Here is a 12,823-nt window from a genome sequence, read left to right on the forward strand (position 1 = left end):
ACGCCCCGCGCATCGGGGCAGCCTTGCATCCCATGCTCCGGCGGCACTCCGCGCGGAAACGAAGAGGTGCGCCTTTCCAGTCGGCCCACCCGCGGTGGGCCTCATCCGGCAACCGAGGGTGTCGCGGGGATGGCGCCGTAAAGGACGAGATCCGTCGTCCGACGCCGGATCCGGACCCGGTGTTCCAGGTCGGCCAGGAGGTCGTCCGGAACGCTTCCCGACCAGTCCACCGCAACGCCGCGGGGCACGAGGGTCTCGCCGGTTCCGACAAGCCTGGCGTTGGTGTCCCGGGCCCGGGCGGTGGGGCCGTCCGGCGGCTGCTGACCGGGTTCGTAGCCCCAGATCGAACGGAAGCCGCCCATTTCGGTCAGGTTCTCCGCCAGCCAGACGTAGCGGCTGTCGTTCAGGAAGACCGCCCAGCAGCTGAAACTGGAGATCGAGCAGATCATCAGGTCGGTTCGGGCGAGGACGAGCAGATCGGAGACGTCCCGATGGGTTTCCTCCAGCGTGGTGACGCAGTCGAACTCGCGCGTGAAGGGCTCGATGTCGGCGGCGGTGCCGTCGGTTCCGACCACGAACTGGACCCGGGAACCGAAGTGTCCGGCGATCCGCCGCGCCACCGCGATGTACCAGTCCATCGGGATCGCCGTGTTGAACCGCGCCCGAAAGTCCGCGGGGTCGAAGGCCGAGCCGAAGTCGCCGCGGCGGATATGCACGCCGACGTGGAGGGCGTCGGGACGCAGCCGGCGAGACAGCGCATAGAGGTTGTCGAGCGTGTGCCGCGTCGACAGCAGCTTCTGCAGCAGCGTGAGCCGGGCGTCGCGCAGGATGTCGAAGCCGCCCCACAGCCCGTCGAAGCCGAGGACGTAGGCGAGGCGGTCGCCGAGGCCCTCCCGCGCGGCGAAGGCGAGGACGCTGTCGTGAAGGGAGCGGCCGGGAAGCAGGTCGCTTTCCCGGAACTCCAGATAGGGCAGGCCGGCCCTGAGGAGCCGGTGGGCGACGAAGTCCAGCCGGTTGCTGCGGAAGTATCGCCAGTAGGCCCGCTTGTTGGCGCCCCAGGCCGGCGGAAGCGCGGGGATCCGCAGCGCCTGCCCCGCGATGATCGCCTTGGCCCAGGGGATCATCTCGTTGCCCAGGCCGGATCCACGGCCATTCACCACCGGTAAAGCGAAGCGCAACGCCATGCTCGATCTCCCGCATCGCCAGCTTTCATCGGGTCGGCAGGGCCCCGGTTCTTCTCACCGCCGCCCGGAGCGTCTCGACGAAGGGCTTGAGTTCCGCCAGCCGGGTGAGGATCGGCAGAAGGCACGCGGCCAGTACCAGCGCGACCGAACACCGGCACGACCGATCCTTTGCCGGTTACGGTCGAGCGTAGACGATCCCGAACCGGTGATGCCGGCTTTGGATGTCTTCCAAAAGATACCCACGGTGCTTGTTGGCGACATGTCATGGGGTAGTCACGCGAGAGACGAAAGCTGCGACTCGTCGTTGCCACTCGAAGTGTGTCTGACCGACCTCTAAACGGACCTTGAAAGCGTATGTGATGGTAAAAACAAAAGCCAAAACGAAAAAGCGGAAAGGGCTAGACAGGGATATCAGCAAATAATCGACAATGATGGCTGGTATCATCATCAACACTGTCGATGCCATAGGTGCAAGGATATCTCTGAGGAAATTTATTCCGTCGACCCAGGCGAATTTAACGGCACTTCCTATTAATATTATACTTCGAATGCCGTATGCTGCAAGAGTTACATAAGCCGCATGATAGACATCCTCGATCGGAAAAATCCAAAATCCTATACAGAATGTGGCTATACCCATCATCTGTGCAGTCAAATCAAAACCCAGGCGGTTGCGACCCCATAGTACGGCGCCACTGATCGACCCCAACAGCCGGAGCGCCATGACAATACCTATGATACCCAGTATCGGTGCTGCTTCGATCCAATTCTTTCCCAGCAATGTCTTTATGATTACTTCCGGAAAAAGCGCCACAAACAAGTAGATGGGCATGACAAGGCAGATCGAAGCGTTGAGTATTTCTATGTACCTTCGAGCAGCTACTGCTGAATCATCTTGCTCATGAGCGCTGGAAACCAATAGAGGAGACTGGATTACAGAGACGATCGCATCTGTTGGCGCTCGTCCCAAATTGAAAGACATTGAATAAAGTCCAAGGGAGCGCGGACCTAAGTAGTGGGATATAAATGCGTTGTCGATGGATTCGTTGATGAACTGCGCCATGTTCACAACAACCCCCTTTGCGCCGTAAGTCAGCAGATCTCTTCCTCCCCGCCAAGTTGGAACAAGCGGGCAATGTCCAACGATCCATGTCGCACACAAAGCTAGAAGGGTCTGCAGTATAAATGCTGCGATCAAGGCCCATACGGAGGGGAAGTAGATCGCAACCGGCAGACTTACGAACAAAAAGCTGATGATATACGCGGAAAGTTGAATAACCTGCGCTTCGAGCGCACGGTATTCACGACGTAGAACGCTCATCGGTACCGATGACAAAGCAAGCGGCACGATTGTCAGAGCTGCATACACGATAAGTGACCGATCTGCCTCTCGAATTCCTAACACTCGGGCGATCGACTCCTGCAAAGCTACTATGGACAGAGCCACACAAGATGAATATACGAATGTCCAGAACAATCCAACTCGCAGCAGTTGATGACTGAACTGCGGAGATCTAACAAGAGCGGAACCAATGCCACCGTCGGACAGTATAGTTCCGAAGCCGACAATTAAGAGGTAAATAGCAAACTGACCGAGGATTTCCGGTCCGAGCAATCGCATGAGGCAAACTTGCACAAATAGCGCTGCGATCGCCCGCGATAATGAGCCGAGCGTGTTCCATCTTATCGCGCGCCCGAATCCGTTTCCGCTGACCATTCAAGATGACTCGATTTTACGAAGCTGAGCAATCTCAAGCGCGACGAAAAAGCATCCTAAGAAGATTCTTCCCCCCGAATTCGGGCCGTCCTCCAGCTTGCATTCGCGGGTTTATCAGTATCTTGCCCCCGTTCGACGTTATACCTGCGTGAAACGCTACGTGTTCACAGACTTCCCGGCCGTCGGCAGTCAGCCCTTCGTACCTTGAACTGACGTAAACCTCCTGACGATAGAGCGCCAATCCGGCGAAAGCCGATTTCACCTCAATCGCGGGGTGCTCTGGGGGGATCGTAATCATTTTTCCCTCGACCAGCAGTTTCCGGGCGACTGCTCTGTCCAACTTCTGCCCAAGCCGGTCGAGCGCAGCAAAACAGTCGTCTTCGACCCAGTCATCGCATCGCAGTGCAAAAACATCATAGTAACGCCCAAATCGATTCGCCGTGCAGACATCCCACTTCTGATCTATCGCAAAGCACGACATCAATCCTTCTTCGTTGATGCCGTCGTTTATATTGTCAAGGTCAGCGACCAAAACGAAGTCGTGTCGTTCTGGAGATGTGAATACGAATTCAATGCAGGCGTTTCGGCAGAATGCCAGCCGCTGGGTGCGCAGTGGCATCTCCGACGCGAGCTGACCGAAAGACCTGAAATTGAAATCCGATCGTTTCGCAGATAGCGCCTCCAACATCCGGACCGTACCGTCGCTGGAGTCGCTCTCGACAACGAAGTAGGTTCGCCGTCCGAACCCGGCAGTGGCGGCATCCAAGCGTTTGATGTCGCGGATCAGTGACCTTGTACCATTCCGAATCGTCCCGACGATCACTACCGATGGTTTCTGAGCTTCGGAATGCAATGTTCACGCTTCCTGTTTTCGTATTCGACCCACTGAAGGCCGAAGAGTCGCAGGACCTCAAAGGAAGCTCCATCATGGAACAGAGCTTGTGATTCCGGATATCGCTACCCGTATTGCAGAAAATGACATCTCCTATGTTGAACGGCAACACGTTTCCGCCGCTTCAGTTGGATCGAAATGGAAAAGGCGAGGCCGAAGAGGGAGGCGGTGGCCGTGCGGACCCGCCCGAAAACTCCCCATTGGACATCCGGCCGCCCGCCGACTTATACCAACCCCCGCTTCGAACACCCCCAACCGCTTACCCGCGCTCGTCAGCGGGAGTGAGCGAGGAGACACCTGATGATCCACGTCACCTTCCCCGACGGCTCCGTGCGCGACTTCGAGCCGGGCATCACCGGCCAGGCGATCGCGGAGGGCATTTCCAAGTCGCTCGCCAAGAAGGCGGTCGCGATGGCCCTCGACGGCACGCTCGCCGACCTCTCCGACCCCATCACCCGCGACGTGAAGCTGGAGATCGTGACGCGCGACGACCCGCGCGCGCTGGAGCTCATCCGCCACGACGCCGCGCACGTGATGGCCGAGGCGGTGCAGGAGCTGTTCCCGGGCACGCAGGTGACCATCGGGCCGGTGATCGAGAACGGCTTCTACTACGACTTCTTTCGGCCCGAGGGCCCGTTCACGCCGGATGACCTGCCGAAGATCGAGGCGAAGATGCGCGAGATCATCGCGCGCGACGCCCGCTTCACCAAGGAGGAGTGGACGCGCGACCAGGCCAAGGACTGGTTCGCCACCAAGGGCGAGGCCTTCAAGATCGAGCTCGTCGACGCCATCCCGGCCGACCAGAGCCTGAAGATCTACCGGCAGGGCCAGTGGCTGGATCTCTGCCGCGGCCCGCACATGACCTCCACGGGCAAGATCGGCAACGCCTTCAAGCTGATGAAGGTGGCCGGCGCCTATTGGCGGGGCGACAGCGACCGCGAGATGCTGACGCGCATCTACGCCACCGCCTGGCACACGGAGGAGGATCTCAAGGCCTACCTCCATATGCTGGAGGAAGCCGAGAAGCGCGACCACCGCCGGCTCGGCCGGGAGATGGACCTCTTCCACTTCCAGGAGGAGGGGCCGGGCGTCGTGTTCTGGCACGGCAAGGGCTGGACGATGTTCCAGGAGCTGGTCGCCTACATGCGCCGGCGGCTGAAAGGCGGCTACCAGGAGGTCAACGCTCCGCAGGTGCTCGACAAAAGCCTGTGGGAGACCTCCGGCCACTGGGGCTGGTACAAGGAGAACATGTTCAAGGTTCAGTCCGCCGGCGACGACACCGAGGACGAGCGCGTGTTCGCGCTGAAGCCGATGAACTGCCCGGGCCATATCCAGATCTTCAAGCACGGGCTGAAGAGCTACCGCGAGCTGCCGATCCGCATGGCCGAGTTCGGTGCGGTGCATCGCTACGAACCGTCGGGCGCCATGCACGGGCTGATGCGCGTGCGCGGCTTCACGCAGGACGACGCGCACATCTTCTGCACCGAGGACCAGATGGCCGCCGAGTGCCACAAGATCAACGACCTGATCCTGTCGGTCTACGAGGACTTCGGCTTCTCCGAAGTGGTGGTCAAGCTCTCCACCCGGCCGGAAAAGCGGGTCGGCTCGGACGATCTCTGGGATCACGCCGAAGAGGTGATGACGCAGGTGCTGAACGAGATCGCGGAAGCTTCCGGCGGGCGCATCAAGACTGGCATCAACCCGGGCGAGGGCGCCTTCTACGGCCCGAAGTTCGAGTACACGCTGCGCGACGCGATCGGCCGCGAGTGGCAGTGCGGCACCACGCAGGTGGACTTCAACCTGCCGGAGCGGTTCGGCGCCTTCTACGTGGACAAGGACGGCGAGAAGAAGACGCCCGTGATGATCCACCGGGCCATCTGCGGCTCGATGGAGCGTTTCCTCGGCATCCTGATCGAGAACTTCGCCGGCCATTTCCCGCTGTGGATCGCGCCGACGCAGGTGGTCGTCACCACGATCACCTCCGACGCGGACGACTATGCGAGCGAGGTCCACGCCAAGCTGATCGCCGCGGGCGTCAGGGCCGACCTCGATCTGCGCAACGAGAAGATCAACTACAAGGTCCGCGAGCACAGCCACGCCAAGGTCCCGCTGATCTTCGTCTGCGGCAAGCGCGAGGCGGAGGAGCAGGCTGTCAACGTCCGCCGGCTCGGCAGCCAGCACCCGCAGGGCATGGCCCTCGCCGACGCCCTCGCCATGGTCGCCGAGGAGATCGTCCCGCCGGACGTGAAACGGAAGCGAGCGGAGCTGGCGGTCGCGGCGGAGTAGGGGGCGGACTCAGGATGGGCGCATCAGTGGCGCCCATCCGCGACTGCGCACTCATCGAGGAGTGCACTTCATCCCGTTCCGTTTGGCGTTGTCTATACAATCTGATTTGTTGCTGTAAGCCTGGGTAGATGAACCTACTATGCGGCCGTTGGAAGCTGTGCGACGCCACCGCCAACCGTCCGAATTGTAAATTTCCCACTTGTCCCCGTTTGTATCCGTGCAAGATTCCATTTCTTTACCTCCGCTTCTTTGGCGAGCGGAACTTCGGCTGAAGGGTCCGGGGCCACAACTAACTGAGTACAATCTGTGGTTTATTCCTGCTCGGTTTCATAGAACTTATCCCCGCACTTACAGTATAGGAAAATAATCCTTCTCCGATGATTTCACGGGGCAGGTCGGTGCACACGTCCGTTCAGGACATCCAGAGCACGCAGTGGGCGCTTCTTCGTCTCAGGTGCGAGGTCGCTTGGTTTGCCTGGACCGGGCATTACGGCAGTTCGCGGCAAAGGCGGGGTTCGATCCGAACCAGCCTCGGGTGCCGCGCGGTCAGGCCGGCGGCGGCCGGTGGACGGATGCCGACGGACCTGCGGGCGGCGCTTCCTCCACGGGCGATGGGACGAGGCCCATCGTCCTCGCCCAGTCCAGACCGCGCGGCGGCATGGCCGGGCGGTCCGGCCAAATGGTCTTCACTGGCACGCCGCAGCAGGTGCCCGGAGAGATCCCTTTGCGACCGATGGGTTTCCCGAGCGAAGCGGCCTACGCCCGTTTCGTCCGGAGCGCCTACGACGAGTTGTCCGCGCTGGGCTATCCCAATGCGCTCATCGGGATTCGGGGCAGCGCGGCGACGGGCTTCAGCTATCGGACCGGCCGGGCGTTCAACGACTCTTCGACGAAGCCGAGCGACATCGACCTCGCCATCATCAGCCGAGACCTCTACGAAAGGATCGCAGTGATCGCACCGAGGCGGGTCAACAGCAAACAAGGTCGCACGGATCCACTGAAGTCCAGCGATGAATTGACAGTAGACCTCGGTATAGCGGACATCATTTTGCGAGCAAGATCGGGAACCGGTCAGCCTTCCTCGATCGTCGTCTATCGAGATCTGCAGACCTTTATTGACCGTCGATTTTTCGTAGCTGTGGAGTGAGAGATGTACATATATGCAGTGTTCGTATCTGAAAAAATGGAGCTCGAAGACGCGGCAAATCTCTGTTCGGAGGCCCTGGGGCTGACGGCGCAGGGAGGGGAATCTGACTACGCAGGCGTTCACTACGAGATAGAAACCAGTCTGGACGATGGATGCAGCTTGAGTAGCAATTTCGCATTCGATTATGAGGGCGATGAGCAGACTTGGTATACGTGCGACGAAGAATTTTCGCCCAACGCCGTGATTGTCCACGTGCGAACCGCGGATCCCGCGTCGCGTGTACTGGCCTTCTTCCTTGATCGACCGGAGTTGTTCACGCTCCGCAAGCCGATGGCGGTGTACCGAGGTCGGGAACGCATCTTCGAAGGCTATCCCCCCATTCCCGAAGCCGTCCTGCGGAGCTGACCGGCTTCACGCTGCGCGATGCGATCGGCCGGGAATGGCAGTGCGGCACCACGCATGTGGACTGCAACCTGCCAGCGAGGTCCACGCCAAGCTGATCGCCGCCGGCGTCAGGGCCGACCTCGACCTTCGCAACGAGAAGATCAACTACAAGGTCCGCGAGCACAGCCACGCCAAGGTCCCGCTGATCTTCGTCTGCGGCAAGCGCGAGGCGGAAGAGCAGGCTGTCAACGTCCGCCGGCTCGGTAGCCAGCACCCGCAGGGCATGGCGCTCGCCGATGCCCTCGCCATGGTCGCCGAGGAGATCGTCCCGCCGGACGTGAAACGGAAGCGAGCAGGGCAGGCGGAGGCAGCGGAGTAGGCGAGCGCTTGGATGGCGAACAAGCTCGGGGCAGGCTCGGACCGGCCCCGTTTGTCTTTCCGGTCTATAAAAAAGTAATCCTCGCGCAGTGAGTATAGGATCAATGTCCTAAGTCCGCTCGGAAACGATTGGCCAGGTGAGCGGAAACCATGAACCGGAGCCGCAACTACACGGTTGGCTCATGGAAACGCCCTTTCGGCTGGAAAGAAAAAATCCGGTTTCCATTGTTGTTCCGCGTCTGGATTGGGCGGACTTGCGAAATATTGAATTATACCGCTGTGGCGGATGCCGGCTTGACTGTGTTCGTCGTGCTCATCAGGATATCGGGCGCAAGCTGCAAGGCCGATTGCTGCCATCGTTGAAGTCAAACAATAGAGCCATCTCGATAAAAACATGGATCTCCTGTCCAGCTGATAGGGCTTGCGATGTCCGACCTGAGCGAAGCGGCGCATTGGAAAAATCTGGAGCAGGAAATCGGCTATCGCGAGTTCGTTGCGGCCTTTCAAACCGGCTGCCTGGGGCGACGCCAATCGAACGGTGATGACAGGGGTTCCAAGGCCGGGCTTCCCCGACCTGTCCTTTCCCGGGTTCTCGGGGAGTATCGCCCCTTCCTCAACGAGGTTCCGCTGCTGCCCTTCGGGTTCCGATCTGCGGAGGCGTATGTCGGCTTCGTCACCGAATGCCACCGCCTTCTGCGGGAGAACGGCCAGCCACACGTCCTCGTCGCCATCCGGGGCGGAGGCGCAACAGGGTTCAGTTACGGTACCGGCCGAGTGTTCGACGATGACTGCGGCTATGAACTCGCCGTTGTCGGGCGGAGTCTCTTCGATCAAGCCAAGACCCTGGAACGATCCTACAGCACCGATCAGCGGACCTGTCCGATCAGAGAAAGATCGGCGGTCGCCTACGGCCTTGGGCTGAACGATCTTTTGACGGCTCTACGGGGTATAGCTCGGAGGGACATCAGCCTCATCATCCTTCGAGATTTAGCGGCGCTCGCAGCCCGTGGCCCTTTCACTGTCCTGGAGTAGACCAGATGATCTGCGCCGAGTTCGCGGTTCGATCAGACAGCGTAGCGGCGACAGTCGATCTCTGCGAAAGCCTGTTCGGCGCGGAATTTGCGCTTTGGCTAAACGACTTCGAGGATGGCTGTTATGCCTTCGATTTCTCGGACGGAGACATGCTCCACATACTTCCAAACTACACCATAGATACGACGCTCCCCCCAACAATCCGGGCTGTGTGGCCGGACTGTCCGCAGGAAGCATCCAGGCTGTACTTCTCCGGGACCGACGCACGGTCACCATGCCTGAGCGCCTTGCTTGCGAACCCTGATATTTTCGTCCTCTACGGGCCGGCGACGATCTGGGAGCGCGGCATCAAAATTTTCGAGGGCTACCCGCCGCTACCGGAGAACGGCAGTCCTGGCGAGTCCGGATAAGAAGGTCGAGCTTCAAATCAGGGCCTCGTCCCGGCATGGGCGGTGATAAGCGGCCGACGTGACTTCTTCCACAGCGACTAGATCTTGCCGGGGTATTCGTCTTGCAACTCGTTGCCAATTTCACAATGAGCGCCGACCACCTCGATGAGGCCGTTGAACTCTGCGAGAAGCTGCTCGAGCTTCCTCTTGTGCGGACGCATCTGGGTTATCGGGACGTTCACTACAGCCATGCGGACCGCGGCGAGATACTGCAACTCGGGTACAACTTCGATGTTTCCGGAACGATGCCGCCCTGTGTCTACGCGGTCTGGCCCGAGTTCAGCCAAATGCAATTGCGGGTCCGATTGATTTCGGAGCGGCGCGACATGCGGGTCCTCGGATCCTTGCTGGCCTATCCGGAGGTCTTCACCCTCTACAGGCGGCTGGAGATCTGGGACGATAGCCGGCAGGTCTGGGAAGGCCTTCCTCCGGTGCCGGATGGAATTTTCCATTGAAACGGAACGCGTCACCTCACCCTTATCCAACGTCGGCAGGTGCTCGAACTTCGCGGTCGACCCACCGTCACAACCTCCTCAAATCTTCCCGCCGTTCCTCCGCGTGGAGGCGGTCGAGAAAACCCTGGAGGATGTAGGCGGCGGCCATCTTGTCGACGACCTCGTCGCGGCGCCTGCGGGAGGTGTCAGCCTCGATCAGCATGCGCGTGACGGCGGCGGTGGAAAGGCGTTCGTCCCAGAACACGATCGGCAGCTCGGTGAGCGGGCGAAGGTTGCGGACGAAGGAGCGGGTGGATTGGGCGCGCGGGCCTTCGGAGCCGTCCATGTTGACGGGCAGGCCGATGACGATCCCGCCGACCTGCTGGCGGGCGGCAAGGGCCAGCAGTTTCTCCACGTCCTTGGTGAACTTGACGCGGGCGATCGTCTCCAGCGGGGAGGCGATCCGGTGGCCGCCGTCGGAGACCGCGACGCCGATGGTCTTGCTGCCGAGGTCGAGGCCGAACAGCCGGGCAGCGGGGGGCAGGGCGGCGGCGAAGGCGAGGGGGTCGTCGAAGATATCCGCGGGCATGGGCGGCGTGGTACCACAGGGGCGTGGCGGGGTCACGTCCACAGAGGTCACGTTCTCGGGGCGGGTGGCGGCAGGGCGGCCTTCTGCTCCAGGGCGGCGATGAGGCGCTTGGCGGCGACCGGGTCAACCTTCAGCAGCGCGAGCACGGCCTCCTCCGCCTTGTCCTCCAGCGCGCGGCGGGACTGGTGCTTGATCGCCTCAACCCGGTTGGCGATGCCACGCAGCCGCTCGACGGCCTCGGCGGGGCCGCCGTCGGCCATCTCCAGAAGCGCGTCGGTGAGGATTCCCAACTGCTTGCCGAAGCTGGCGATCTCCTCCACGACGCGCTGCTCGATCCGGCGGTCGCCCTCGTAGGTGACGATGGTCGGAGACAGCCAGTTGGCGACCGGCGCGATCCACTGCGCGTTCTGGTCGGCGACCGACATCTTGAGGTCCGGCCACGTCAGCGGGAAGGGGAACATGGAGGCGCTCCAGGATTTGTGCATTGCACAAACGATAGCATGCAAGGGCCCGCCGCCCAAGCGATCTCCGGTGCGCCCCGTTGGCCCGCGCCGGGCCGCAAAGGCCTGTCACGGCATCGATAAAGATCTATGTTTCGGGTACCGGGCGGGACCGGTCCCGACCCTCGACAACGGAGAACATGCCCATGAAGATCACCTGGTACGGCCATTCCGCCTTCCGCGTCGAGTTCGCCGGCGCCGTCGTGCTGATCGACCCCTTCCTGTCGCAGAACCCGTCGTTCAAGGGCAGCGTCGAGCAGGTGCAGGCGGGCGTCACCCACATCGTGCTCACCCACGGCCACGGCGACCACCTCGGCGACACCCTCCCGATCGCCAAGGCGACGGGCGCTAGGGTCATCGCGAACGCCGACCTCGGGGCTTGGCTGTCCCTGCGCGGGCTGGAGAACGTCGACGAGATGGGGACGGGCGGCACCACGAACCAGGGCGCGTTCACCATCACCCTGGTCCATGCGCTGCATTCGTCGGCGACGCAGACCGACGACGGCGTCAGCCACGCGCTCGGCAATCCGAACGGCGTGATCCTGAAGGCGCCGGGCGAGAAGGTGCTCTACCACATGGGCGACACCGACATCTTCGGCGACATGGCGCTGATCAACGAGATCCACCGGCCGGAGATCGGCCTCGTGCCGATCGGCGACCGGTTCACAATGGGCGGCAAGGTGGCGGCGCTCGCCTGCCGCCGGTTCTTCGATTTTTCCGCGATCATCCCCTGCCACTACGGCACGTTCGGCCTGCTCGACCAGACGGCGGACACCTTCGTGGCCGGCATGGGGGACCAGGCCGGACGGGTGAAGGCGGTCCCGCCCGGGACCGTCCTGGAACTTTGATGGTCGGTCAGCCGACGCTGAGGGGCGAGAAGCTGGAGACGCGGTTCCGGCCGCTGTTCTTGGCGTGGTAGAGCGCGGTGTCGGCGCGGCGCGCCATGTCCCCGATCGCCTCGCCGGCGGCGAGGTCGGAGACGCCGAAGCTGGCGGTGAAGGCGATCTCCTGGTCGCCGAACTCGATGGCGATGCCCTCGATCTGCTCGCGGAGGTACTCGGCGACCGACATCGCGCCGTCGAGCGGAACGTCCGGGATCGCCACGGCGAACTCCTCGCCACCGATGCGGCCGAAGATGGCGTCTGGCGGCATGCGCAGCTTGCCGATGTGGGCGATCACCTCGTCGCCCGCGGCATGGCCGTAGACGTCGTTGATGCGCTTGAAGTGATCCACGTCGAACAGGATCATGGAAAGGGCGCCGTCGGGCTGCAGGCCGGAGCGGACCTGCTCGACCTTCTCGAAGAAGGCGCGGCGGTTGAGGATCTTGGAGAGGTCGTCGACCGTGGCCATCGCGATCAGGTGCCGCTGCATCGTGAGCGTCCGCTCGGCGACGCGGAGGCGGGCGTTGAGTTCATCGGCGCGGGGTGGCTTCATCATGAAGTCGTCCGCGCCGGCGTCCAGAATGCCGACGACATGCTCCAGGTCGGTGTTGGCCGACATGGCGATCACGTAGATCGGGCGACCGCCGTCGGCGATGACGCGGACTTCCCAACAGAGCTGCGAGCCGGACAGGCTGGCCAGTTCGAAGCTGGTGATCACCAGCTCGACATCCTCGTTGGCGCGGATGAAGTCGAGCGCCTCCTGACCATCGATGAAGTAGGTCACCAGGTCGCCCCGGTGCTCGATCATGCGGTGGAGGATCATCAAGCCGGTGCGGCTGCCGTCGACGACAACGATATGCATCTATTCCAATTTTCCGTTCTCGAACCGGCGGTTCCCTTGCCCAACCGACGGTCTCCCCCTACCGGCAATATCATGAAGCGGGCCGTGT

At 61.8% G+C, this 12,823-nt stretch carries 14 protein-coding genes and 1 pseudogene; 7 read left to right on the plus strand and 8 right to left on the minus strand.

Features of this window, described 5'->3' with window-relative positions; genetic code table 11:
* Positions 1 to 101 precede the first annotated feature (101 nt).
* The 3 genes from HZ321_RS16650 to HZ321_RS16660 all read right to left on the minus strand — a co-directional run bounded on the left by HZ321_RS16650 (position 102) and on the right by HZ321_RS16660 (position 3,754).
* A complete protein-coding gene (locus HZ321_RS16650) occupies positions 102 to 1,184 on the minus strand; it encodes an O-fucosyltransferase family protein (RefSeq protein WP_181703528.1) in 1,083 nt (360 codons plus the stop codon).
* A gap of 262 nt (positions 1,185 to 1,446) precedes the next feature.
* Complete coding sequence (locus HZ321_RS16655; RefSeq protein WP_181703529.1) at positions 1,447 to 2,901, minus strand: oligosaccharide flippase family protein; 1,455 nt, start codon at positions 2,899 to 2,901, stop codon at positions 1,447 to 1,449.
* 34 nt (positions 2,902 to 2,935) lie between these two features.
* Entirely contained in the window at positions 2,936 to 3,754 is an 819-nt protein-coding gene (locus HZ321_RS16660) for a hypothetical protein (protein ID WP_181703530.1), read from the minus strand.
* Positions 3,755 to 4,093: 339 nt separating this feature from the next.
* Between HZ321_RS16660 and thrS the strand changes: the two genes are divergently transcribed.
* Positions 4,094 to 6,079, plus strand: coding sequence for a threonine--tRNA ligase (thrS, locus tag HZ321_RS16665; RefSeq protein WP_181703531.1), 1,986 nt, complete (start codon positions 4,094 to 4,096; stop codon positions 6,077 to 6,079).
* Between the two features lie 51 nt (positions 6,080 to 6,130).
* On the opposite strand, the gene HZ321_RS16670 is transcribed toward thrS, so the two are convergent.
* A complete protein-coding gene (locus HZ321_RS16670) occupies positions 6,131 to 6,310 on the minus strand; it encodes a YegP family protein (RefSeq protein ID WP_181703532.1) in 180 nt (59 codons plus the stop codon).
* Between the two features lie 235 nt (positions 6,311 to 6,545).
* Here HZ321_RS16670 and HZ321_RS16675 point away from each other — a divergent pair, with 235 nt between their 5' ends.
* The 3 genes and pseudogenes from HZ321_RS16675 to HZ321_RS16685 form a co-directional block, all read left to right on the plus strand.
* On the plus strand, positions 6,546 to 7,226 hold the full coding sequence (locus HZ321_RS16675) for a hypothetical protein (RefSeq protein ID WP_181703533.1): 681 nt from the start codon (positions 6,546 to 6,548) through the stop codon (positions 7,224 to 7,226).
* A 3-nt stretch (positions 7,227 to 7,229) separates the two neighbouring features.
* Complete coding sequence (locus HZ321_RS16680) at positions 7,230 to 7,631, plus strand: hypothetical protein (protein WP_181703534.1); 402 nt, start codon at positions 7,230 to 7,232, stop codon at positions 7,629 to 7,631.
* A 5-nt stretch (positions 7,632 to 7,636) separates the two neighbouring features.
* A pseudogene (locus tag HZ321_RS16685) lies at positions 7,637 to 7,989 on the plus strand (His/Gly/Thr/Pro-type tRNA ligase C-terminal domain-containing protein); the annotation flags it as partial.
* A gap of 179 nt (positions 7,990 to 8,168) precedes the next feature.
* On the opposite strand, the gene HZ321_RS16690 reads toward HZ321_RS16685, so the two are convergent.
* Positions 8,169 to 8,822, minus strand: a complete 654-nt coding sequence (locus tag HZ321_RS16690) for a hypothetical protein (protein WP_181703535.1) — start codon at positions 8,820 to 8,822, stop codon at positions 8,169 to 8,171.
* Positions 8,823 to 9,025: 203 nt separating this feature from the next.
* Between HZ321_RS16690 and HZ321_RS16695 the strand changes: the two genes are divergently transcribed.
* Together HZ321_RS16695 and HZ321_RS16700 are read left to right on the plus strand one after the other, a co-directional pair.
* Complete coding sequence (locus tag HZ321_RS16695) at positions 9,026 to 9,430, plus strand: hypothetical protein (RefSeq protein WP_181703536.1); 405 nt, start codon at positions 9,026 to 9,028, stop codon at positions 9,428 to 9,430.
* Between the two features lie 125 nt (positions 9,431 to 9,555).
* On the plus strand, positions 9,556 to 9,924 hold the full coding sequence (locus tag HZ321_RS16700) for a hypothetical protein (protein ID WP_181703537.1): 369 nt from the start codon (positions 9,556 to 9,558) through the stop codon (positions 9,922 to 9,924).
* A gap of 67 nt (positions 9,925 to 9,991) precedes the next feature.
* Here the strand turns inward: HZ321_RS16700 and ruvX are convergent, their stop codons facing one another.
* On the minus strand, positions 9,992 to 10,492 hold the full coding sequence (gene ruvX, locus HZ321_RS16705) for a Holliday junction resolvase RuvX (RefSeq protein ID WP_181703538.1): 501 nt from the start codon (positions 10,490 to 10,492) through the stop codon (positions 9,992 to 9,994).
* Between the two features lie 47 nt (positions 10,493 to 10,539).
* On the minus strand, positions 10,540 to 10,953 hold the full coding sequence (locus tag HZ321_RS16710; protein ID WP_181703539.1) for a hypothetical protein: 414 nt from the start codon (positions 10,951 to 10,953) through the stop codon (positions 10,540 to 10,542).
* Positions 10,954 to 11,138: 185 nt separating this feature from the next.
* On the opposite strand from HZ321_RS16710, the gene HZ321_RS16715 reads away from it, so the two are divergent.
* Complete coding sequence (locus tag HZ321_RS16715; RefSeq protein ID WP_181703540.1) at positions 11,139 to 11,840, plus strand: metal-dependent hydrolase; 702 nt, start codon at positions 11,139 to 11,141, stop codon at positions 11,838 to 11,840.
* Positions 11,841 to 11,847: 7 nt separating this feature from the next.
* Here HZ321_RS16715 and HZ321_RS16720 read toward each other — a convergent pair whose 3' ends face one another.
* Positions 11,848 to 12,735 carry a GGDEF domain-containing response regulator gene (locus tag HZ321_RS16720; RefSeq protein ID WP_181703541.1) on the minus strand — a complete coding sequence of 296 codons (888 nt, stop codon included), beginning with the start codon at positions 12,733 to 12,735 and terminating at the stop codon, positions 11,848 to 11,850.
* Between the last annotated feature and the right edge of the window lie 88 nt (positions 12,736 to 12,823).

The organism is Chthonobacter albigriseus (genome assembly GCF_013839445.1).
In the GTDB taxonomy this organism is placed as follows: domain Bacteria; phylum Pseudomonadota; class Alphaproteobacteria; order Rhizobiales; family Pleomorphomonadaceae; genus Chthonobacter; species Chthonobacter albigriseus.